General features: G+C 68.2%; 21 protein-coding genes. 8 read left to right on the plus strand and 13 right to left on the minus strand.

What is annotated here, in order from left to right:
* Nucleotides 1-44 precede the first annotated feature (44 nt).
* Nucleotides 45-560 (minus strand): CBS domain-containing protein, encoded by a 516-nt coding sequence (locus tag GobsT_RS02740; RefSeq protein WP_010038721.1) that lies wholly within the window; start codon nt 558-560, stop codon nt 45-47.
* Between the two features lie 180 nt (nt 561-740).
* On the opposite strand from GobsT_RS02740, the gene GobsT_RS02745 reads away from it, so the two are divergent.
* From GobsT_RS02745 to GobsT_RS02755, 4 genes are all read left to right on the plus strand, one after another.
* The gene (locus GobsT_RS02745) at nt 741-1184 is read left to right on the plus strand and encodes a hypothetical protein (RefSeq protein ID WP_148087588.1); all 444 of its coding nucleotides are present in this window, start codon (nt 741-743) and stop codon (nt 1182-1184) included.
* A gap of 577 nt (nt 1185-1761) precedes the next feature.
* Entirely contained in the window at nt 1762-1902 is a 141-nt protein-coding gene (locus GobsT_RS37425) for a hypothetical protein (protein WP_162097353.1), read from the plus strand.
* Nucleotides 1878-2462, plus strand: a complete 585-nt coding sequence (locus GobsT_RS02750; protein WP_029600838.1) for a helix-turn-helix domain-containing protein — start codon at nt 1878-1880, stop codon at nt 2460-2462. The genes GobsT_RS37425 and GobsT_RS02750 overlap by 25 nt, the downstream gene beginning before the upstream one ends.
* Nucleotides 2459-2998, plus strand: a complete 540-nt coding sequence (locus GobsT_RS02755; protein WP_010038715.1) for a GNAT family N-acetyltransferase — start codon at nt 2459-2461, stop codon at nt 2996-2998. Before GobsT_RS02750 ends, GobsT_RS02755 begins: the two co-directional genes overlap by 4 nt.
* Before the next feature lies 1 nt (nt 2999).
* Here the strand turns inward: GobsT_RS02755 and GobsT_RS02760 are convergent, their stop codons facing one another.
* Together GobsT_RS02760 and GobsT_RS02765 are read right to left on the minus strand one after the other, a co-directional pair.
* Nucleotides 3000-3821: a metal ABC transporter ATP-binding protein gene (locus GobsT_RS02760; protein ID WP_010038713.1), complete on the minus strand. Its 822-nt coding sequence runs from the start codon at nt 3819-3821 to the stop codon at nt 3000-3002.
* A gap of 26 nt (nt 3822-3847) precedes the next feature.
* Nucleotides 3848-4795, minus strand: a complete 948-nt coding sequence (locus tag GobsT_RS02765; RefSeq protein ID WP_148087589.1) for a metal ABC transporter solute-binding protein, Zn/Mn family — start codon at nt 4793-4795, stop codon at nt 3848-3850.
* A gap of 192 nt (nt 4796-4987) precedes the next feature.
* Here GobsT_RS02765 and purD point away from each other — a divergent pair, with 192 nt between their 5' ends.
* Complete coding sequence (gene purD / locus GobsT_RS02770; protein ID WP_010038709.1) at nt 4988-6355, plus strand: phosphoribosylamine--glycine ligase; 1368 nt, start codon at nt 4988-4990, stop codon at nt 6353-6355.
* Nucleotides 6356-6421: 66 nt separating this feature from the next.
* On the opposite strand, the gene GobsT_RS02775 is transcribed toward purD, so the two are convergent.
* The 5 genes from GobsT_RS02775 to GobsT_RS02795 form a co-directional block, all read right to left on the minus strand.
* A complete protein-coding gene (locus GobsT_RS02775) occupies nt 6422-7477 on the minus strand; it encodes a Gfo/Idh/MocA family protein (protein WP_010038707.1) in 1056 nt (351 codons plus the stop codon).
* Nucleotides 7478-7731: 254 nt separating this feature from the next.
* Complete coding sequence (locus GobsT_RS02780) at nt 7732-9132, minus strand: outer membrane protein assembly factor BamB family protein (protein WP_010051013.1); 1401 nt, start codon at nt 9130-9132, stop codon at nt 7732-7734.
* A gap of 55 nt (nt 9133-9187) precedes the next feature.
* Nucleotides 9188-9835 carry an NAD(P)H-dependent oxidoreductase gene (locus GobsT_RS02785; RefSeq protein WP_010051011.1) on the minus strand — a complete coding sequence of 216 codons (648 nt, stop codon included), beginning with the start codon at nt 9833-9835 and terminating at the stop codon, nt 9188-9190.
* A gap of 331 nt (nt 9836-10166) precedes the next feature.
* Nucleotides 10167-11276 carry a prenyltransferase/squalene oxidase repeat-containing protein gene (locus GobsT_RS02790; RefSeq protein WP_010051009.1) on the minus strand — a complete coding sequence of 370 codons (1110 nt, stop codon included), beginning with the start codon at nt 11274-11276 and terminating at the stop codon, nt 10167-10169.
* Entirely contained in the window at nt 11273-11743 is a 471-nt protein-coding gene (locus GobsT_RS02795) for a hypothetical protein (protein ID WP_010051006.1), read from the minus strand. The genes GobsT_RS02790 and GobsT_RS02795 overlap by 4 nt, the downstream gene beginning before the upstream one ends.
* A 645-nt stretch (nt 11744-12388) precedes the next feature.
* Between GobsT_RS02795 and GobsT_RS02800 the strand changes: the two genes are divergently transcribed.
* Nucleotides 12389-13393, plus strand: a complete 1005-nt coding sequence (locus GobsT_RS02800; RefSeq protein ID WP_010048088.1) for an ABC transporter ATP-binding protein — start codon at nt 12389-12391, stop codon at nt 13391-13393.
* Nucleotides 13394-13479: 86 nt separating this feature from the next.
* Entirely contained in the window at nt 13480-14292 is an 813-nt protein-coding gene (locus tag GobsT_RS02805; protein WP_010048087.1) for an ABC transporter permease, read from the plus strand.
* Nucleotides 14293-14600: 308 nt separating this feature from the next.
* On the opposite strand, the gene GobsT_RS02810 is transcribed toward GobsT_RS02805, so the two are convergent.
* Together GobsT_RS02810 and GobsT_RS02815 are read right to left on the minus strand one after the other, a co-directional pair.
* Nucleotides 14601-15146, minus strand: a complete 546-nt coding sequence (locus GobsT_RS02810) for a hypothetical protein (RefSeq protein WP_010048086.1) — start codon at nt 15144-15146, stop codon at nt 14601-14603.
* A gap of 509 nt (nt 15147-15655) precedes the next feature.
* Nucleotides 15656-17338: an amidase gene (locus GobsT_RS02815; RefSeq protein ID WP_010048084.1), complete on the minus strand. Its 1683-nt coding sequence runs from the start codon at nt 17336-17338 to the stop codon at nt 15656-15658.
* Nucleotides 17339-17552: 214 nt separating this feature from the next.
* On the opposite strand from GobsT_RS02815, the gene GobsT_RS02820 reads away from it, so the two are divergent.
* The gene (locus GobsT_RS02820) at nt 17553-18524 is read left to right on the plus strand and encodes a hypothetical protein (RefSeq protein ID WP_010048083.1); all 972 of its coding nucleotides are present in this window, start codon (nt 17553-17555) and stop codon (nt 18522-18524) included.
* Between the two features lie 3 nt (nt 18525-18527).
* On the opposite strand, the gene GobsT_RS02825 is transcribed toward GobsT_RS02820, so the two are convergent.
* The 3 genes from GobsT_RS02825 to GobsT_RS02835 all read right to left on the minus strand — a co-directional run bounded on the left by GobsT_RS02825 (nt 18528) and on the right by GobsT_RS02835 (nt 21030).
* Entirely contained in the window at nt 18528-19499 is a 972-nt protein-coding gene (locus GobsT_RS02825; protein ID WP_010048081.1) for a DUF1559 domain-containing protein, read from the minus strand.
* 92 nt (nt 19500-19591) lie between these two features.
* Nucleotides 19592-20614, minus strand: a complete 1023-nt coding sequence (locus tag GobsT_RS02830) for an NAD-dependent epimerase/dehydratase family protein (protein ID WP_010048080.1) — start codon at nt 20612-20614, stop codon at nt 19592-19594.
* 65 nt (nt 20615-20679) lie between these two features.
* Entirely contained in the window at nt 20680-21030 is a 351-nt protein-coding gene (locus GobsT_RS02835) for a c-type cytochrome (RefSeq protein ID WP_010048078.1), read from the minus strand.
* Nucleotides 21031-21094 lie beyond the last annotated feature (64 nt).

Genomic DNA, 21094 nt, shown 5'->3' on the forward strand with positions numbered 1-21094 from the left:
ATTTTTTCACGAACCTTGCACAATCGCAGGAGCCGCACACAAGATTAATTCTCCGGGCATACTTCTGTGACATGGCGCAACAGGTCTCTTACCGAAATAACGCCTACCGGTCGGCCGCCCTCAACGACCGGTAGGTGCCGGTACGCGCCCGCGTCCATTTTGCCCAGTGCAAACGCAAGTGTGTCAGTTGGAGTGACTGTTTCCGGGGCGAGCGTCATGAACTCGCGGACCGGGCGCGCCTCGAACCCCGGCGCCCCGGCCACCTTTGTGAGGAAGTCGCGTTCGGTGAGGATACCTACCAACTCGCCACCCGGACCGGTCACGAGGACCGCGCCGGTCCGCCCGTCGATCATCCGTCGCACCGCGTCGCCGAGAGTCGCCCCGGCGTCCACGGTGATCGGCGGACGGGGATCGAGCACCGACACCGGCTCTCGCATGAGGCTGGCCTCGACCGGTCCGTTCGGCGCCGGGGCGTTCAGACGCGTGAGCGGCAACCCGCAGTTGCCGCACGCGTCCGCGCCGAGGGCGTTCTTGCGGTAGTCGCAGGCGGGGCAGTACATCGTTCCTGGTCGCGGGGCACTCGATGGGCGGGTGTCGCAGCGGCGAAAGGCGTTAAAGTCGAAATACGAAACACCGCACCCGCCGCACAGCGCCGTCGCGAAGCCGCGTTGATTCCGCCACCCCGCGACGGTATCCGGCCCAGCCGTTGAGGCCGGGGGGCTTCGTCCGGGGGAGATGCTATGGGTCGTACAGTTGCCATCGTATTTATCTTAGGGTGCGTGACGAACCTGATGGGGTGCGCGTCCGCCCGGTACGTCTCGAAACAAGGGGACTCGGGGGTGGTCGCGATCCCCTCCAACACGAACAGCCCCCCGTTCCGTTACCGCCAGGAGGCGGAGGAACTGATGCGGAAGCACGTTGGGCCGGATTTTGAGATCGTTGACGAGCGCGAAGTCGTCACCGGCTCTCGGGTCATGAACAACCAGGAAACGCAGACCCAGATGACGCCCAACAAGAAGCAGCCGAACATGCCGGGCGAGCGGATCAGCACGAACGGCATGGTCACCAGCACGAACACGACCGAATACCAGATCACGTACCGCAAGCGCGGCGCTACCGGAGGCGGGGCGAGCACGATTCAGCCGGCCGGGGGCACCGTACCGGCCCGCTCGCCCCAGCCGTGATACTGGGCGCCGCCCGGGCCGTTTCGCGTTATCGCAAGGCTGACACCGCATTCAGTCATTTTAAGTGTAGCGCAGGCAATTGGTTCGTTCTGCGGAGCGCGGCCGTCCCGGCTGCCTTGCGACGCGCACGAGTACGGCACACGCGTACTCGTGTCGCGATACCACCGCGTGACTCAGGTGGGCAAGATGCCCGCGCTCTTCAGAGTAAACGAGAGCACACGCCCGAACTTAAAACCACTGGATTCCAGTCGTTTTAAGTTGGTGTAGCGTGATTGTATACAATTCTTTGAATGTATTATGCTCACGGCGTGTAGAAATATTATCACGGTTCGGACGCGACGGTAGAGTAGGGCCTCTGGGTGCCATTTTGACCGCGTGCACACGTTACACCGGGAGCAGTTCTGGCACCTGGCGCGGGGGCACGCGCATGCCGTGAACGCGGCCGTCCGCGCGACGCTACCGGGGCCGGCTGCGACCTTTGCGCCTCTGCTCTGCATGTCCCAATTCCTGAACCACGAGTTCGTCACACTGCCGGCGCTCATCGAACCGGGTGCGGGAACCGGGGTTGGAGTGGGCGATGGTGACCGATGCCCGCTCCGAGCATAAGCACCCGCACAAACACTTCGTGACGATGATGAATTTGCCCGAAATCTTGTTGATGCGGCATCCACCATGGTGGATGATTAATCCATCATGGTGGATGCTGCAACTCGCTTGAATGAACGAATCGCAACCCGTGTGCGCGAATTGCGTACCGCCGCGGGGCTGTCACTTGACGCACTTGCAGGCAAGTGCGGGGTGAGCCGCTCAATGATCTCGCTCATCGAACGTGGCGAGAGCAGCGCAACGGCGGTAGTTCTGGACAAGCTCGCTACCGGCCTCGGGGTCATGCTTGCCGACCTCTTCAACGCACCAGCGGTTCCGCATCCGGTCGCGCGGCGGTCGGAGCAACCCGAGTGGACCGACCCGGGCTCCGGGTACACCCGGCGCAACGTGTCCCCGCCCGGCACCTCGAACCCGGTTCAGATCGTCGAGGTGCATTTCCCGCCCGGGGCCACGGTCGCGTTCGAGACCGGCCCGCGCGACGCCCGCGTGTACCAACAGATTTGGTTGCTCGAAGGCGCGATGGAGGTCGCGTTCGGCGCGGACCGGCACCAACTCAGCGCCGGCGACTGCCTCGCGATGCAACTCGACCGACCGACGGTGTTCCACAACCCCACGCGGGAGCCGGCGCGTTACGCGGTGGTGATCGCGTCCCTTCCCATTTCGTTGCGATGAGCACACACACCTGGACCGTTCGGCGCCTCGGTGCGCTTCAAGACGCGGATGTTGATGCGCTGGCGGACGTGCTGATCGACTGCGTCGAGGGCGGCGCGTCGGTCAGCTTCATGCTCCCGCTATCGCGCGAGCGGGCGACGAACTTTTGGCGCAGGGTGGCGGACGGCGTGGAACGGGGCGAGCGTGCGGTACTCGTTGCGGAAGACGCAGAGGGCGTGTGCGGCACGGTGCAGGTGATTTTCGGCCTCCCCGAGAACCAACCGCACCGGGCCGATTTGGCGAAGATGCTGGTTCACCGGCGGGCGCGGCGGCGGGGTGTGGGGGCCGCGCTGATGCGTGCGGCCGAGGACGTGGCCCGCGAGCACGGGCGCACCTTGCTGGTGTTAGACGCGGTTACGGGTGGCGACGGAGCGCGGCTGTACGAACGCCTCGGCTGGGTCCGCGCCGGCGACATCCCGAACTACGCGCTAACGCCGCACGGCGAGTTCTGTAGCACGACGTACTTCTATCGCGCGCTGCCGCCCCGCGCGAGCTGACTTACGCGCGGCCCGTGTACCGATCGCCGTAAGCCGCTTTCAGATTCGTCCCGGTAAACACCGCTGCCGTCGGCCCGCTCGCCACCTTCCGCACGTTCAGCAGCGTGACCCAGTCGAAGTACTCGGGCACTGTGGACAGGTCGTGGTGAACGACCAGCACCGTGCGCCCCCGATCGCGCAGCCCACGCAGCACGTCCACGATGGCCCTTTCGGTCACCGCGTCGACCCCCTGAAACGGCTCGTCCATCAGGTACACCGGAGCGTCCTGAACGAGCGCGCGGGCCAGAAACACCCGCTGCTGCTGACCGCCCGAAAGCTGACTGATCTGACGGTCCGCGAAGTCGGCCATACCGACCCGCGTGAGCGCGTCGCGGGTCGCGGCGCGTTCGGCGGCTCCCGGCCGGCGAAACCACCCGAGGCGCCCGTAGGTGCCCATGAGCGCCACGTCGAACACCGTTGTCGGGAAGTCCCAGTCGACGGTCCCGCGCTGCGGCACGTACGCCACGGCCTGCGAGTGCGGGGAGTACGGAAGGCCGTTCACCAGCACGCGGCCCGACACCGGTTTCACGAGCCCGAGCATCGATTTGATGAGCGTGGTTTTCCCGGCACCGTTCGGGCCGACGACGGCCATCAGCACCCCGCGCGGAACGGCCAGGTCGATGTCCCACAGGACCGGCTTCTCGCGGTACGCAACGGTCAGGTCGTGAACCTCGATCGCGTTCAGCGCGTGCGGGGCCCCGAGTACCGGTCGGTGAAAAGCGGGTGCCGCCGGCGAACTTTCGCTCACCGCACCCGGACCGCTGAGAGCAGCCGACTCGATCATCACGTCCTCGATTCGTCACCGGCCCGTTACCGACCCAGCGCCCGCACGATGACCGCCACGTTGTGCCGCACCATGCCCGCGTACGTTTCCCCGCGCGTGCCGGGTTCGCCCAGGGCGTCTGAGTACAGCGCCTCGTCCCCGCCCACCAGCGCCACCGTGTGGTTGTGGTCGCGGCGGCACGCGTCGAGAACCGTTTTCAGCCCCGCGTCCGGAACCGATGTTTCCGTAAACACCGCGGGGATCTTGTTCCGGCCCAGGAAATCCACCAGCTCCTTGACGTCCTTCGTCCCGGACTCGCTGGCCGTACTGACCCCTTGCAACCCGCGTACCTCGAACCCGTAGGCGCGCCCGAAGTACCCGAACGCGTCGTGCGACGTGACCAGCACGCGCTTTTCTTTCGGCACGACCGCGAGCGCCTGCCGCACTTCCGTGTCGAGCGCCTCGAGCTCGCGCCGATAGCCCGTCGCGTTCCGTTCGTAATCTGCGGCGCCGGCGGGATCGAGTGCCGCGAGCGCGTCACGAACCACGTCAACGGTCTTCGCCCAGAGCGCCACGTCGAACCAGACGTGCGGGTCGTGTTCGCCGCCGTCCACCTCGGCGTGCCGGAGTTGGTCCTTATCGATCGCCCCGGTAACCGCGTAACCGCGGACGCGCCCGCGGCTCTTCTCGAAGGTGTCGGTCATTTTGCCTTCGAGGTGCAGGCCGTTGAAAAACACGAGGTGCGCGGCGTCGATTTTCTTGCGGTCGCCCGCGGTCGGCTGGTACCGGTGCGGGTCGACGCCCGGACCCATGAGGGCGTCTACCGACACGCGGTCGCCACCAACTTTCTTCACGAGATCCGCAATCATGGTGGTGGTAACGACCACCCGCACCGGGGGCTTCTCGAATGCGGGCGGTCCACCCGAACACCCCGGCAGCCCGAGAACGGTGAGGCTGCTCAGCACCGCTGCCAGGGCAATTCGCGAAACGCGCACAAGAATCCCCCACACGACTAGCTCGGGCTAAACGCATTATTAGTCTACGCGAAGCTCTGAAGTGAGTCGAGAGGAATCGCACTTCACCGGCCCTGGGCGCGGACGAAGGCCGTAACACCACTTCGCTTTCAGTTGCGTAACGGATAAACTGACATCACCACCCCTTGGCAACTCGAAGGCGAAACGGCTGCAATGCTGAACGTGATGGTGATCGGGAAGGGCGGGCGCGAGCACGCGCTCGCATGGCGGTTGAAACAGTCGCCGCGCGCGGGAACGATTTTCTGCGCCCCGGGCAACGCGGGAACCGCGCGGGACGGCATCACGAACGTGCCGATCGACCACACCGAAACGGACAAGCTTCAGCGGTTCTGCCTTCGGGAGAAGGTGGGGCTGGTGGTGATCGGCCCCGAGGACCCGCTCGCGGCCGGGCTTGCCGACTTCCTGCGCGGCAAGGGGCTGAAGGTGTTCGGGCCGTCGAAGGAGGCCGCCCGGATCGAGTCGAGCAAGGTGTTCGCCAAGGAGCTGATGCGCCACGCGGACGTGCCCACCGCCGAGTTCCGGGTCTTCGACCACCCCCAGCCGGCCCGCGACTACATCGAAACCCGCGACTACCCCGTGGTGGTGAAGGCCGACGGGCTGGCCGCGGGCAAGGGCGTGGTGGTGTGCAAGACCGGCACGGAAGCGACCCAGGCCGTAAAGCGCATCATGACCGACGCCGAGTTCGGCCAGAAGGCCGGCCGGAACGTGGTCGTGGAGAAGCGGCTCGACGGCGAGGAGGTGTCGGTCCTCGCGCTCGTAAGCGGGCGGACGTTCCTGCCGCTCCCCGCGTGCCAGGACCATAAGGCGGTCGGCGACGGGGACACCGGCCCCAACACCGGCGGCATGGGCGCCTACTGCCCGGCTCCGGTCGCGACGCCCGAGCTGATGAAGGAGTGGGAGAAGACCGTCTTCTTCCCCACGATCCACTGGATGAAGCGGAACCGGTACCCGTTCCAGGGGGTGCTGTTCGGCGGGTTCATCCTGACCAACCAGGGCACCCGCGTCCTGGAGTTCAACTGCCGGTTCGGCGACCCCGAGACGCAGGTGCTGATGATGCGCCTGAAGACGGACCTGCTCGACCTGCTCGAGGCCGTCGCGGACGAGCGGCTTCAGGAGTTCGAAGACAAGATCGTGTGGGACCCGCGGCCGGCGGTGTGTGTGGTGCTGTGCGCGGGCGGCTACCCCGGTAAGTACGACAACGGGAAGGTCATCACCGGCGTCGCGGATGCGGACCGGCTTCCGGACGTGAAGGTGTTTCACGCGGGCACGAGGGTCGACGACCGCAACCGCACCGTCACCGACGGCGGGCGGGTGCTCGGGGTGACCGCGCTCGGCGACACGCTCGCGGACGCCAAGGCCCGCGCGTACGAAGCGGTCAAACTGATCCAGTTCCCGGGGATGCACTACCGGACCGACATCGCGGACAAGGCGCTGAAGGTGAAGCCGCCCGCGCCGCCGCAAGAGGCGCCGAAGCTGCCGGCGCGGTTCCGTAAGCCGGGCGGCGACAAGCCCGCCAACTGAAACCGGCCCGCCGCGGTCGCGCCGTTTGAATGTTAAACGGCACGCCCGGCGGGGGGACCGTAACGGTTACAGGGTGATCGTGCGCCCGGTGCGTGCGCTCTCGTACACCGCGCAGATGAGATCGACCGCCTTCTTGCCCTCGCGCCCGTCGACCTTCGGCACACGGTTCTGTTGCACGGCCTCGACGAAGTCCGCGAGCTGACGGCGGTGCCCTTCGTGGCTGATCGCCTTCGGGTCCGCCGACCCGCCGCTCGCCCCGACCCGCGCCGCGAACCGCCCCTTCACCATCCAGTCGTCCGGCGTTTCGGGCGTAAAGTCCCACTTCAGAACGTCGTCCTGCTCGATCACCGCCGAGCCCTTGTCGCCGTGGACCGCGACGGTCTTGGGGTAGCCGGGGTGGACGCTGGTGGTCGCCTGGATCACGCCCAGCGCCCCGCTCTTGAACCGGACAACCGCGACCGCCGTGTCCTCCACCTCGATCCGCTCGTGCGCGAGCGTGGCCGTGAGCCCGCTCACGTGCGTGGCGTCGCCCATCAGCCACAGCAGCAGGTCCACGTTGTGGATGGCCTGGTTCATCATCGCCCCGCCGCCGTCGAGCGCCTGCGTGCCCTTCCACCCGCCTTCGTCGTAGTAGGCCTGCGAGCGCCACCACTTGCAGGTCGTTTCGCCGAGGGTGAGGCGGCCGAACTTGCCGGCCTCCACCGCGGCCTTCAGGGCGCCGTTGGCGTCACCGAACCGCGACGGGAAGATGGTGCACAGTTTCACCCCGGCGCGGTCGCAGGCGTCGATGATCTCCTGGCACCGCGGGCCGGTAATTTCGAGCGGCTTCTCAACGACGACGTGCTTGCCCGCCGCAGCGGCGACGAGGGCGGGCTCGCGGTGCGCGCCGCTCGGGGTGGTGATGATGACCGCGTCCACGCCGGGCGCCTTCACCGCGTCTTCGACCGAGGTGAAAACGGGACACGGCGGCAGTTTGGTGTCCGCGATCAGCTTGTCCGCACTCGACCGGCTGCGGCTAACCAGCGCCGCGACGCGTGCCGTGGGGATCTCTTGCAGCGCGCGAACGTGGAACCGCGCGATCATTCCGCAACCGACGATCGCGAACCCGAGGGGCTGAGGCATGGCGTCTCCCGTGTGAGGTGCGGGAGATTGTAGCGGCCCCGGTTATTGATCGGTCAGCCCCAGCCCCGTGAGCGAAGGAGTCGATCGGCCGGGAGATCCGAACACGCCAACGTTGCCCCCGCCTGCTGACGCAGGCGGGGGCAACGTTGGCGTGACGAACTGGAAACTACTGGGTTCGGTCAGAGGCTGCTAAAACGGGAGCAAAAGCACAAAAAGTAGGAGCGTGAGCCGGTGCCCTTTCGACCCTCTCCCGCTCACTTCTTCGCAGCGAACGCGTACAGGAACTTGTCGCTGCGAACGTACAGCGTGTTGTGGGCGATCGCGGGCGTCGCGCGGACCGGTTCCGGCAACTTGACCGCGTGGACCACCTCGGGCTCGGTCTCATCCGCTGCCACCACCGCCACCGTGCCGTCGAGCGACGCGACGTAGAGGTGCCCGTTCGCCGCGACCGGTGAGGCGTAGTACCGCGCGCCGGCCTTGATGCGCTCGGCCTCGTACACCGGCTTACCGGTCTTCGCGTCCAGGCAGGTGAGCAGCGGGCCGTCCTTTAACAGGTAGAACTTGTCCCGGTACACGATCGGGCTCGGCACGTAGGGCAGGTGCTTCGTGTAGGTCCAGGCGAGTTCGCCCTTGCCGCCCGGTTTGAGCGCGACCGCGCGGTTCTCCCCGGAGGCGAGCACTTTCATGTTGATCGCCCACTCCTCGGGGGTGATCTTGCCGTCCTTGTTCGGGTCGTTGTTGTCGAAGAAGTTGCCGAACGCGGTCTTCTGCGCGCCCTCTTTCGTCAGGTAGCCGAGCTTCTCGTCCCCCGCCTGTTTCAGGATCTCGTCGAACGTCGGGAGCTTGAAGTCCGCGCCGCCCGGGGACCACCCCGCGTACACCAGCGTGTCCTTGTACGCCACCGGCGTGGTGCAGGCGACCGCCGCCATCCGGTTGATGGCCCACAGCTCCTTACCGGAGAGCAGGTCGTACCCGATCAGCGTCGTCATCCCGGGCACCACCAGCACCCGCTTGCCGCTGTCCGTCCAGACGAGCGGGGTGCTGTAGGCGCTCTGGTACTTGCGCTCGGCCTTCCACTTCTGCGACCCGGTCGCGAGGTCGATCGCGAACACCGCCGAGTCCTTCGACAGGTCGCGGGCCAGGAGCACGAGCCCGTCGGCGAGAACCGGCGAGGTGCCGCTGCCGAACTCGTTGTTGGTCACCGCGGTCGGCATGTCGTACCGCCACAGCTCCTTGCCTTCGAGGCTGTACGCGATGAGGCCGCACGAGCCGAAGTAGCTCACCACCGTTTTCCCGTCGCTGACCGGCGTGGACGCGGCCGGACTGCCCTCGGTCGGGTGGAACGGCTCGATCTTGGTCGCCTTCGCGTCGGCGCGCCACAGCTCCTTGCCGTCGGCGCAGGCGTAGCAGATGGTGAACAGCTTGTTGTTCTCGAACGCGGTCAGGATCAGCTTGTCGCCGATGACGACGGGCGACGACGCGCCCGGGGGCACCGCGACCTTCCACGCGAGGTTCTCTTTCGGCCCGAACTTGACCGGCGGCTTCTGGTCGTCCGCGACGCCCGAGCCGGACGGGCCGCGGAACTGCGGCCAGTCGGCGCCGAGCGCCGGCGCGGGGGCGAGAACGACCAGCAGGCCGAGCGCGAGGCGATTCATTCGGTATCTCGTAAAGGGTTGGGCGACACTCCGACACGTCGCGCGGCCCGCGCGTTCACACGCGGACCACGACCTCGTCCACCGGGAACCGGACCTTGGGGGCCTCTGCGTACTTGTCGTCGGGCGAGCGGTACCCGGCGGTGGCGATCACCACGGCCCCGAGCCCCTTTTCCTTGAGCCCGAGGATCTCGTCGTACTGGTCCGCCTGGAACCCCTCCATCGGGCACGCGTCCACGCCCACCAGCGCCGCGGCGGCGAGGAAGGTGCCGAGGGCGATGTAGCACTGCTTCGCGGCCCACTGGTGCGCCTGCTTGGCGTCCATCCCGGACAGGGCGCCGAGCATCATCTTCTTGTACGCGTCGAGGCTCTCGGGCGTCACCCCGCGGACCGCGGCGGACCGCGCGACGACTGCGTCCACGTCCGCGGGCGTCGGCGGCTTCTTGGCGGCAAACACGATGAGGTGCGATGCGTCCAGAATTTGCGACTGGTTGTACGACGCCGGGTGGAGCTTCTGGCGCACCGCCGGGTCTGTCACCACGACGAACTTCCACGGCTGCATACCGAGAGACGACGGCGACAGGGTCGCGGCGCGTTCGAGCTGCGACCACAGGTCCGGGGCGATCTTCTTTGCGGGGTCGAACTTCTTGGTGGCATACCGCCAACCGAGCTGGGTCAGAACGGTTTCGGGCGCAACGGTCGACATCGGGGGCTCCAAATCGAATCGGGGTCGAGAGCGGCCTCGCGGCCCTTGTTCACACGAGAGAGGTCTGTTCCCAGCACCACGCTGTAACGGGGCTTGCCCGCGCCATTCGCCCGCGCGACGAACGCGAGCCAACATCGGGGCCTCCGATCGAGGTGAGGTGTACCGCTTATAGCTAGCGACCGGGAGCCACCTTTCACGAGCTGGAAACCGTGTCGGGTGTGAAGATCCTGTGCGTGGCGAAATCGGTCGGTGGAGGGGGAGGACGACTCGCGGTCGGTTACAAGCGAGCAAATGGCTGTGCCGGACGCGCTCACCGCACGCGCCGCGGGGCCTACGCTTGCAAGATGGGCAGGTAGTGGTCGGACAACTGGAGCACGATCAGGCTCATCGCCGTCGCGTACACCGGTCCGAAGATTCGGTCGTCCCACGCACCGTCCCGGGCCCGCGCGAGGAGCTCGTCGCGCGCGGCCGGGGCCCACGCCGCCCAGTAGGTTCCGCCGGCGGTCCACATCGCCAGGGCCGCGTAGTAGTGGGCGTAGTAGTAGTACGCCGGGGGGAGTTCGCGGGACGTGAGCGACCGCCCGGGGCGGAACTGCTGCACGTACCGCAGCCCTCGCTCGACCTCCGGCCCGCTGTACGCCCCGGTGCTGAACAGCCCGACCAGCGCGGCGGCGCTGCGAGCGAACATGGACGTCTCGCCCGCGCCGGGGGTGTACGAGAACCCGCCGTCCGGCCGCTGGCACGCCCGAAGGAAACGCCCGGCCGCGTCGATCACCTCCTTGCGAACCAGCACCCCGGCGTTCCGCGCCGCCCGCAGCGCCAGGAGGTGCGCCACGGTGGCCGACGCGTCCGAGTACGGCGGGTGCGGGGTGTACCGCCACCCGCCGTCCGGGCACTGCGCCCGGACGGTGTACCCGACGGCCCGTTCGAGCGCCGCCCGCACCCGCCGCTGCCGTTCCGGGTCCGGCAGCGTGCCGGACAGTTCGCCCAGGAACAGACACCCGAAGCCGTGCGAGTACATGGCCCGCTGGTTCCACTCCTCGGTGACGGCCCGCGGGCCGCCGGGCGGCGTGAGGAACCCGCTGACCGGTCCGTCGGCGGCCGCGAGCAGGTAGTCAGCGGTGCGGGAAACGGTGCGGGCGTACCGGCCGCGGCCCGGGTGGTGCCCGCCGGCCAACAGGGCCAACCCCGCCAGGGCCGCGACTCCAACGGCCGTCGGGCCGGGCGGGCGCTCGGTGGCGAACCCGCCGTCCTCGCGCTGGGACCGGGCCAGAAAGGCCAGCCCGCTGTCGATCGCGGTTTGGGTCGCTGGTGTGACGAAGTCCACCGGTCCCTCGGGCGCGGGCGCCGGAGGCGGCCCGGCGTGCCCGGCCCGGAGGAGCGAGCCGGCGCCGCCGATGGCAGCGAGACGCAGGACGGAGCGGCGGGTGTATCGGGTCATGAGGAGGTCCGATCATCCGCGCGGGCAACCGCGCCGTCATGCGAGCCCGCAAGTGCGGCCGGGTACACGCCGGCCCTGGGGTGGCCGACCGCCCAGCCGGCGCACACGCCAGCGAGGGCGCCAGCCGCCGCCCCGAACCACAAGGTCGCTTTGAGCGCCAACTCCAGCCCGGCTCCTCCCCGCCACAGGAGCCAGCCGAGCGCGGCACCGCCGGTCGCGGCGGACGCCCCGCCCACCGCCGCAGCGAGGAACGAACTGGTGAGCACCGGCCGGCGGCGCCGGGACGCCCCGACGACAACCGGGCCGACGGCGCTGCCGACCCAGGCGCCGCTCACGGACCCGAAATACGCGGCCGCCGCGACCGGCGCCCACGGCTCGGACTTGAACCGAGACAGGCCCGTGTCCAACCCGCCGTAGCCGGCCGCCAGTGCCGCCAACCACAGCAGGGTGCCGATCGAGCACCACACCCAACCGAGGCCGACCCCAACAAAGCCCCGGCCGAGTCGTGTCGCTATCGTTACCCGGCGCGGAGCACGCTCGGCCGGTTCTGCAGTTCGCACGCGGGAGCCCTCAACAAATCGAACGGCCCGGCGGTCGTCGGGACGAAGGGGGCGACACCCGCACCGGCGAGACCCCTCTTGCAACGTGCCGCGTCTGGCTGGTCGAGATACAAGTCATACCAAATCCGATTGAAGAGTATCGGTGATTGGGAGCGCCACCCGCCGGCTGACACCGGCGGTTCGACCGCGGCTCGTCGAACCGCCGGTGTCAGCCGGCGGGTGCAACCGACGCACTGCCGAGTAGTTACTCTTCAAGCGGATTTGGTATCACCGGAAATGGTATCCGTTCCGCGCGCCGCGATGCGGAAAAATCTCTTCCGGTACGCGGGCCGCAAACCGAGCCACAACGGGGCTTCCGTACTCGGGATTTTTCCCCGGATCAGCAGCCGCTATAGACTGTACCACCGGCACTTTAAGCGCATTCATCACTCGGCGCCCGTACAGCTTACCGTTTCGCGATTGTCGGTTTTACAACTGCCCTGGATTCGTTAAACCCCCGCGGTTATACGCGCTTGATAGACGCGAAATAATCGCACCGGGGGAGTTGCGCCCGTGGCTGACGACGGTCCCGAACTGGTTGTCGAAACACAGCACCTGACCAAGATCTACCAGAACCGGCAGATCGCGCTCAACGACGTCTCGCTCACCATCGAGCCGGGGTGCGTCCTCGGCTTGCTCGGGCCGAACGGCGCCGGAAAGACCACCTTCCTGCGGCTCATCCTCGGGCTGCACCGCCCGACCGCGGGCTGGGCGAAGGTGTTCAAGCAGACGATGTCGCCCAACGCCGCCGACCTCCGCCGCCGCATCGGCTACATCCCCACCAACCCGCAGTTCCCGAAGGGCATGACGCCCATCGTGTACCTCGACTACATCGCGCGCCTCTTCGGGCTCCCCGCCGACGTGCGCAAGCCCAAGCTCGCGACCCTGATCCGCGCCGTCGACCTGCTCCCGCACTCGGGCGAGTCCATCGCCCACTTCACCCCGGGTATGACCGCGCGCCTCGCGGTCGCCGCGAGCCTCATCAACGAGCCGGACCTGCTCATCTGGGACGAACCCACCCACGGGCTCGACATCGAGGCCCGCCGGTCGATGCTGGAGCTCATCAAGTCGCTCGCCGCCGAGAAGACGCTCATCATCAGCAGCCACAACCTCAGCGACGTGGACGAGGTGTGCAACCACGCCTGCGTGCTGAACAAGGGGCAACTGATCTTCCACGGCAGCCTGCAAGACCTCAAGGGCCGCATCCGCAAGAACCACTACGAACTCGACCTCGACGGCGAGCAGAAGTCCATCACCAAGTGCGTGCAGGTGGTCCGCGGGATGAAGGACGTCACCCACGCGGCGCTGCGGTTCCGGCGGCTGGAGATCAAGCTCGGCGACGAGACGCCCAACGCGGCGGTGCTGGCCCAGGTGTTCCAGGCGCTCGCGGAGCACAAGATCACCCTGATCACGGTGCGCAGCGTCGGGATGCAGACCGAGCAGGCGTACCTCGATCTGGTGGAGAAGGAAGAGAGCCGCGGGTTCGCCCGGCTCTACAAGGACGTCGAAGCGGCGTAGGAGCAGCCGTCCCAGTTGTCACCGGCCGGAAGCCGACACGTGAACCTCGCACCCCACTGACTGCGACGAAGGTGAACCGGTGACGCATGGCAAAGGATAAAGGGCGAAAGAAGATGGACGCGTCGCCGCCGGTGGTCACGGTGCGGTTCAACAAGTTCCTGCCGTACTGGGCCGTGCTTCAGACGGACCTGAGGCAGACCGCGCGCAGTTGGGTGTACCGGCTGTGGGTGCTGATGACCGTGTTCGCCGCCGCCGGGCTGCTGCTGTACCGCGTCGGGCTGCACAAAGAGGCCGGCATGTTCCAGAGCGCCGCGGCGCAGACCGGCGACCTGTTCCGGCTGATGATCCTCGGCAGCCTCGCGCTGGTGGTGGTGCTGGCGGTGTCCAGCATCAGCTCCGAGCGCGGCACCGTGGCCGACTCGGTGCTGAGCCGCGGCATCAGCCGGTACCAGTACTTCCTGGCGAAGTGGCACGCCCGGCTCGTCGTGGTGACCCTCACGTTCGCGGCGCTCGCGGCCGGGGTGGTGGCCGCGTCGTACTTCCTCTTCAAGGACGACGCCCAGTCGGACCTGTCACCGGGCGGGGCCGCGGCCGCGGTGCTGGTCGTGTGCGCGCTGTTCGCGGTCATCGTGTCGTGGGGGGTGGCCATCGGCGCGCTCGCCAACAGCACCATGCTGGGCATCACGGTGTTCTGGCTGGTGCTGTACGGCGTCGGGTTCCTGCTCACGCTGATGCCGGAGCCGTGGCCGTCCCCGGATCGCCAACTGGCGCGGCTGAAGTTCATGCTCCAGGGGCAGTACAACCCGGCGACGCTGACGCAGTTCCTGACCGGCGCGTTCGTGCTGAGCGTGGCCGCCGCCGCCGCGGGCTTGCTCGGGTTCAGCAAGCGGGACGTGTAGGAGGGCGCTCAATGACGAACGAGGCCGAACTGAACGAGCTGCGCGAGCGCATCGGGCGATTGCGCATCAGCGAACAACTGCACCTGTTCGAGTTGCTATTGGTGAGACTATCGCCGCAAGTGCGACGAGGCGCGGGTTACCGTTCGTGCAGAACTGGACGCCCTGCGGGCGCAGGAATCAAGCCGCGAGGGGCCGAAACGTGCGGCGAGGGGAAATAGACTTCGTTGACCTCGGGCCAAATGGCGGCACGAGGTTAGTCGCCGGGATCACGTTTTGCCCTGAAAGTGTATCTCGACATCTTGTGGCGTTCACTTCCGCGCGTCGAGCGTAAAGAACATCTTCTGCCGTGCCGGCTTGCCCTTGTACATCACGCCCAAGTAGAGGCCCGGCTCGACCTCGCGGAGTTCGTCCCGCACGTCCGGCCACAGCTTCGAGCCCGAGTAGTCGAGAATCAGCGACGGCTGACCGTCGATCAGGCTTTCGCCCTGGTAAACGTCCGCCGGGATCGCCCGCCCGATGCCGAACACGCGGTTAATCATCGTGGCGTCGTCGCGGAAGATTTTGCCCTGCCACACGAGCCGCGTCGCGCGGGCGTTCGTTGCGGTGAGCCGCCCCCCTGGGTTTTTGATCGCTCGTCCCGGAACGAACCCGCTCGGCATCGACGCCGGCGGCGCGCCCAGGTACAGGGCCTCCAGGTCGGTCTTCGACATCCGCACAAGGTCGTGCATTTCGAGCCGGGGGGCACTCGGCGCGCCGTCACCGGCAGTCGCCACCGGCACCGATGCCAGCAAACCCGCAAGAATCGCCAAAGTCGCGAAGCCCGGCACGGCCGCCCGGCGCAGTAGGTGCGTCATCGTATAGCTCCCGTCTTCCCAAACTGGATGCGATAACGGGATCGGCACCCCTTGCGTGGGTTGTCCAGTTTGCCGGCGCGATCGGAACGCGGGCGGAAGAGCTGGGGCCGCGGAGCCCGCGCGATCGCGCGAACCGGAATCGAGCGATGCTCAAAGGCACGGAGCAAACAACGGGGCAGAGGTGTTGTTAAGAGCGCGTGGCGAAATGGACGGATGCGGCTTCGTCGGCCCTCGCGGGCCTCGGAGGTCACGAAGAGCGCTTTTGGCAGGATTACAGGATAGACGAGATGAAGGCCGGTTGGATCGACATCCTGTATATCCTGTTGATCATGTCGAAATCGTCTTGGCCTCTCCGCCGAACTTTGGTGATGCCAGCCCTTGCCTCGGGCTGGCCGTGGCACCTGGAGTGGGGGTGTGCATCCAGTCGCGCGTTCAAATGCTTGGAATGAGGCTGTGGTGCGAGCGAGGAACCGTATTGTCCCTCGCTCACACCGCAATTCTGGCCTCAGCTACTCCTTCTTGTCGTCCTTCTTCTCCGGCACCCATGCCTCTTGCGGCGGGCGCTTGCGGTGGTGCCCGGTGGCGTCCTGGTACGCTTTCGCCAATGTCAGCAGCGCGCCCTCGCCGAACAGCTTTCCGGTGAACGTGAGCGCCGTCGGCGCGCCCGTCTTCGTGAACCCGTTCGGCAAGCAGACGGTCGGGTGGCCGGTCAGGTTCGTGAGCGCGAGGTCGTTACCGTTGACGTACAGGTCCACCTTCCCGAACACCTGGGTCATCTCGCGCATCAAAAGGGTGCGGGCGCGCTGGGCGCGCAAGTAGTCCACCGCCGACACGAAGCGGCCGCGGCGGAAGGTGTTGGGCCACAGCCCGATGTTCTCCTTCACCCCCTCCCGGGTGAGGTCGTCGAACGCCGCCGCCGACTCCACGTCCAGAATCATGCTCATGAGCGCGCCGGCCGGTCCGGCCGGGAGCGTGATCGGCACGAGCTTCACACCAAGGTCGGCGAGCACCTTCCGGTCGTCGTCCGCCAGACCGCCGAACCGCCCCTCGACGAACCCGACTCGCAACTCCTTCAGGTCCGCCTTCACGGGCCAGTCGAACGGCCGGTCCTGGGCGGTCGCGTCCTTGCCGTCGAACCCGTGAATCGCGCCCAATACCAGGGCGCAGTCTTCAGCGCTGCGGCACATCGGGCCGACCTTATCGAGCGACCAGCACAGCGCCATGCACCCGTGCCGGCTGACGCGCCCGAACGTGGGCCGCAGCCCCGTCACTCCGCACCGCGTGGACGGTGACACGATGCTGCCGTGGGTCTCGCTCCCGAGGCCGAACCCGACCAGCCCGGCCGCGACCGCCGACGCCGTGCCCGCCGACGACCCGCTGCTCCCCTGCTTGATGTTCCACGGGTTCCGCGTGGTGCCGCCGAACCACACGTCGCCCCACGCCAGCGCGCCGAGGGTGGTTTTGCACGCGAGCACCGCGCCGGCGGAGTCCAGCCGGGCCGCGACGGTCGCCTTTTCCTCGAACGTCTGGTCCTTGAAGTGCCCCGCGCCCCATGTGGTCGGGTGTCCCGGGTACGCGATCAGGTCTTTCGCGGCCCACGGGATGCCGTGCAGCGGTCCGCGGTACTTCCCGGCGGCGATCTCCTTGTCGGCCTCGGCCGCCTGCCGGAGCGCCACCTCCTCGGTCAGCGAAACCACGCACAGCAGGGCCGGGTCGTACTTCTTGAGCCGGGCGAGGTAGAGCTTGGTCAGTTCGGTCGACGAGACGAACTTGTGTCGCACCTGTAAGGCGAGGTCGGCGAGCGGGGCGAACGCGAGGTCGTCGCCGTAGAGCTTATTCACGCCCTCCGGTTTGCGGCTCAGTTCCACCGCCCCGCGGCCGCCCTTCGAAGGCGGCTCTCCCGGCGCGGCGGCGAAGTGGACCGCCGGCCCGACGGCGTTGCTGATCGGAAGCTTGTTCAGCGCGGCGACGCTTCGGAGCGTGTTCGTGAGCGCCGCCGCGACGGCCTTCCGCTCCGGCTCGGTGAGCGTGATGCCGGCGACCCACTCGGCGGACTGCACCATTTCCGGCGTCACCGCCTCGACCTTCGACTGCGCCGCCGCGGCGACCGCCGCGCGCTGGAAGGTGGTTCCCCCGACCCCGACGGCCGCCACCGCGGCGAACAGCTCCCGGCGCGAAACTTCAGCAGGCATGTCATCGTCCCGTGGACCGGTTTCGGAGAAGTGAGTTCGGCACGCGGAGCAATTCTACCGGGTCGGACGGTTCGGTTCAGGCCCGGCGAAAATCCGCCGCCGAATCGACGATCATTAACCGGGAGTGCGCCCCTCTCCGTTCGCGAGCCCGATTCCCGTGCGAACCATTAGCGAATTGACCGAACGATCACGGGCCGGGGGCCGGTTGGCCGTAATGACGAACTCATCCGAAGAGAGCTGGACCACCGCGACCAACCCGCGGCACCTGCTGCGCCTCTCGCGGGTCCAGCCGAACGGGGGGCGCAAGTACCTGCTCCTGACGTGCGCGGCGGTGCGGCACATGGTGCCGGGGCCGCGCACCGACCTCGGCGAGCGCGTCCTCGCGGCGCTCGAGCAGTTCGCCTTCCGGCCGCCGGCGAACAGCGAGGAGACGCACCTGTGGCGCGAGGTGGTCCGGGCGCACGCCCCCGAGATCCCCGATCCGCTCCCGTTCGACTGGAGCTTCGGCGTGGACAGCGCGTGGGCGCGGCTGTTCGCGCACCGGCTCAGCGCGATGGCGCAGGTCCACACGGAAGAGGTGAAGCGGGTCTTCGACATCGGGGCCGCGTCGGTGCGGTCCGGCGCGCGCCAGGAGGCGTACCAGGAGGCGCAGGTGCTGGCCGCGCGGATCACCCTGGGCTCGCCCGCGGCGCCCGTGGGGTGGTTCGCGCAAATGCTGCGCCAGGTGAACCTGCCGGACGCCAAGAGCCGGCTCGACGGGGTGCGGTTCCGTGAAGAGATTATCGCCCGGCTGCCCGAGGGAAAGCGGGAGCGCGTCGGGACCGAGTGGCCGAGCGGGGCGGGCGGCTTCTCGCCCTGGCAGCGGGGGCTCACGTACCTGACGGCCGACCGCGAGGCGCTGCGGTCCGCGGAGGCCGACCGCAGCGCGTGCGAGCTGATCCGCGAGGTGTTCGGCAACCCGTTCAGCCCGCCCAGGATCGACCCGGCGTGGCTCGACTGGAACCACGGGGCGGTGCCGTCGATCGCCAACCAGATCGCCACGACCGGGGACTTTTCGGCCCTGCCGATCCTGGCCGACGCGCTCGAGGAGGCGGGGTGCCAGGACGAGCACCTGCTCGCGCACTGCCGCGGGCCGCACCTCCACATTCCGGGGTGCTGGGCGCTCGACGCCGTGACCGGGTGGTGAGGCTCAAAGCTCCCCCGCAACCACCTCACCGGCGGCACGGGTGCTGAGCGCCGCGAACGTCGCCAGCGGCACCGAATCGCGCACGAACTGCACGTGCCCGTCCGCGAACACCACGTTCGCCCCGCCCGAGTGGAACGCGAACGGCTCGTTGTCGTTCTTGCGGTTCATTACCGAGGTGCACCCGCCCGCCGGCCCGCACCCCTCGGCCGAACCGTCGGCCGTCGCGCCGTCGAAGCTGAACGGCCCCTCGCTGTCCGCCCACCCGATGCCCTGGTCGTTGCTCAGGTCCGCGCGGGCGGTGCGGTTGCGGTACACCCGCGGGCGCCCCGCGGCCTCGACCAGCATGATTGTCGTCGAGGTGCCGTCGGTCACGTCGGTGACCCGCACCCGCGAGTTCCGGTGCAGCACCGCGAACCGGTTGTTGGCGTCGTAGAGCGCGGCCGGTAGGTGCGGGTTGACCGCCGACGGCTGCACCCCCATCAGCGCCTCGTAGTCGGTCGGGGCCAGCGGGTTGGCGAACGTCATGGCCGGGCGCGGGGCCTTCGCCACCGCGCTGAGCACCTCCGCCCGACCGGGCACCGACGGGCACTGGAACACCTTCACCGGCACCGCGGCGGCGGTCGGGTTCGTGCCCTCCCACCAGTTCGAGCCGAAGTCGTACAGCTTTTGCAGGTTCCCCTGTTCGATGTACGGGAGCGTGAGCGGGCGCCAGCCGACGTACTTGCCGCTCGGGTTCCCGGGGCCGCTGGTCGTCCACCCGGACGCCGGGAAGGCGTCGCTCGCGTCGTGGAAGTTGTGCAGCGCCAGCCCGAGCTGCTTGAGGTTGTTCTGGCAGCTCATGCGGGCCGCCGCCTCGCGCACCTTCTGCACGGCGGGCAGCAGCAGCCCGATCAGGATCGCGATGATGGCGATCACCACCAACAGCTCGATCAGGGTGAAAGCGGAGCGGGCCGACAACGGTGGGGTGCTTTTCATCCCGCCATTGTCAGCCCGTTGGCACTTCGTCGGCAAGCGAAAAGGCGGGTCGTTTCGCCGGCCCGCGGTTAATTCGGTCCGGATGTGCGGCCTCAGGTGTACCGCTTCTTGATGCTCGGGATCAGGTACTCGCCGAACGCGGAGGCGAACCCGTACACCGGCCGGTGCCCCCAGTCGCTGCGGGCGGCGGAGTCGTCCACGTCCGCGGGCCACGAGTCCACGATCCCCTGGCGCTTCTCGTCCACCTGCGTGGTGATCTGCGCCCGCGGGAACGCGGCCCGCACCACCTGCTCGATCTCGGCGGCGCTGGGGGCGAACGCGCCGATGTTGTACACGGTGCGGGTGAGGCGCGCCCGCGGGGCCTCCATCAGACGGAAGATCGCGTCCACGGCGTCGGGCATCGCCATGAACGGGATGCGGGTGTCCGGCCGCACGAAGCACGCGTACGGCTGCCCGGCGGCGGCGGCGTGGATCATCTCGGGGGCGTAGTCGCTGGTGCCGCCGCTGGGGACCGTTTCCGCCGAGATCAGCCCCGGGAACCGGATGCACCGGAAGTCCACCTTGCCGCTCATGACCTCGGCCGCGAGCTGCTTGTAGTGCCGCGCGTAGTACCGGCCCAGGTGCTCGCAGTACAGCTTGTTCGCGCCGTACATGGTGGTGGGCACGTTGTAGTCGTCTTCCTTCAGCCGGCCGGCGCGGGCCTTCGCGCCGAGGTCCGGGAGCCCGAACGCCGCGATGCTCGACGGGTAGAAGAACGCGACCGGGCGGCCGTGGCTCTCGCCCTGCTTCTGGGCGAACTCCAGGAGGTTGAGCGTCCCCTCCACGTTCACCTTGTGCGCCAGGGCGGGGCTGAACTCGCTCCGCGTGGAGAGCAGCGCCGCGAGGTGGTACACGTGGTCCACCTCGTACTGCGCCAGCAGCCCGTCGAGCAGCGCGGGGTCGAGGATCGACCCGGACACCGCCTGCCGGACCAGCTTCGCCGACTCGGGCGGGAGCGGGTTCAGGTCCAGGGTGACGATGGGCCGCTCGGGGTCGGTGCGGGACAGGCGCGAGATCAGCGCGTGCCCGATCTCGCCCGACGCGCCGGTGATGAGGACAGAAGGTTTGCGTGACATGAAGCGTGTTATACGCCCCCGCCGACCGGCGACAGCGGGCCGCGCCCGGGTGTGCGCGTTTCGGGCTACTTCTGGGCGGCGAGGTGCTCGGCCAGGGCCTGAATCTGCGCCTCGGTAAGCGTCCCCTCGAACGCGGGCATGAGCCGCGCGTCGGGCCGCACGCTCTTGGGGTTGCGGATGTAGTCGGCGAGCCACTTCGCGTCGTGCTCCCGGCCGGTCTTCGAGATGTCGGGGCCGCGCGAGCCGCCGATCCCGGGGCCGCCCGGCTGCCCGGCGCGGGCGTGGCACTTCGCGCAGTGCTGGTCGTACAGCGCCTGCGGAGAGGTCTCGTTGGGATCGGCCTTCGGCCCGCCGCAGCCGAGCAGGGCGTGGGCCGAGACGAACACCAGGTACGCGGCGAGACACCGACGGAACATGCGCGGTCCCTGTGCGCGGAGTGAATGTGGTGCCGTTAGTGTAGCAACGGGGGAACGGTCAGAG

The organism is Gemmata obscuriglobus, from assembly GCF_008065095.1.
Taxonomy (GTDB): domain Bacteria; phylum Planctomycetota; class Planctomycetia; order Gemmatales; family Gemmataceae; genus Gemmata; species Gemmata obscuriglobus.

Coding starts and splice junctions, on each gene's coding strand:
- GobsT_RS02740 (WP_010038721.1), bottom strand. CDS start 560: ATGTACTGCCCCGCCTGCGACTACCGCAAGAACGCCCTCGGCGCGGAC.
- GobsT_RS02810 (WP_010048086.1), bottom strand. CDS start 15,146: ATGACGCACCTACTGCGCCGGGCGGCCGTGCCGGGCTTCGCGACTTTG.
- GobsT_RS02835 (WP_010048078.1), bottom strand. CDS start 21,030: ATGTTCCGTCGGTGTCTCGCCGCGTACCTGGTGTTCGTCTCGGCCCAC.
- GobsT_RS02830 (WP_010048080.1), bottom strand. CDS start 20,614: ATGTCACGCAAACCTTCTGTCCTCATCACCGGCGCGTCGGGCGAGATC.
- purD (WP_010038709.1), top strand. CDS start 4,988: ATGCTGAACGTGATGGTGATCGGGAAGGGCGGGCGCGAGCACGCGCTC.
- GobsT_RS02755 (WP_010038715.1), top strand. CDS start 2,459: ATGAGCACACACACCTGGACCGTTCGGCGCCTCGGTGCGCTTCAAGAC.
- GobsT_RS02825 (WP_010048081.1), bottom strand. CDS start 19,499: ATGAAAAGCACCCCACCGTTGTCGGCCCGCTCCGCTTTCACCCTGATC.
- GobsT_RS02775 (WP_010038707.1), bottom strand. CDS start 7,477: ATGCCTCAGCCCCTCGGGTTCGCGATCGTCGGTTGCGGAATGATCGCG.
- GobsT_RS37425 (WP_162097353.1), top strand. CDS start 1,762: ATGGTGACCGATGCCCGCTCCGAGCATAAGCACCCGCACAAACACTTC.
- GobsT_RS02815 (WP_010048084.1), bottom strand. CDS start 17,338: ATGCCTGCTGAAGTTTCGCGCCGGGAGCTGTTCGCCGCGGTGGCGGCC.
- GobsT_RS02785 (WP_010051011.1), bottom strand. CDS start 9,835: ATGTCGACCGTTGCGCCCGAAACCGTTCTGACCCAGCTCGGTTGGCGG.
- GobsT_RS02780 (WP_010051013.1), bottom strand. CDS start 9,132: ATGAATCGCCTCGCGCTCGGCCTGCTGGTCGTTCTCGCCCCCGCGCCG.
- GobsT_RS02745 (WP_148087588.1), top strand. CDS start 741: ATGGGTCGTACAGTTGCCATCGTATTTATCTTAGGGTGCGTGACGAAC.
- GobsT_RS02760 (WP_010038713.1), bottom strand. CDS start 3,821: ATGATCGAGTCGGCTGCTCTCAGCGGTCCGGGTGCGGTGAGCGAAAGT.
- GobsT_RS02820 (WP_010048083.1), top strand. CDS start 17,553: ATGACGAACTCATCCGAAGAGAGCTGGACCACCGCGACCAACCCGCGG.
- GobsT_RS02790 (WP_010051009.1), bottom strand. CDS start 11,276: ATGACCCGATACACCCGCCGCTCCGTCCTGCGTCTCGCTGCCATCGGC.
- GobsT_RS02805 (WP_010048087.1), top strand. CDS start 13,480: ATGGCAAAGGATAAAGGGCGAAAGAAGATGGACGCGTCGCCGCCGGTG.
- GobsT_RS02750 (WP_029600838.1), top strand. CDS start 1,878: ATGGTGGATGCTGCAACTCGCTTGAATGAACGAATCGCAACCCGTGTG.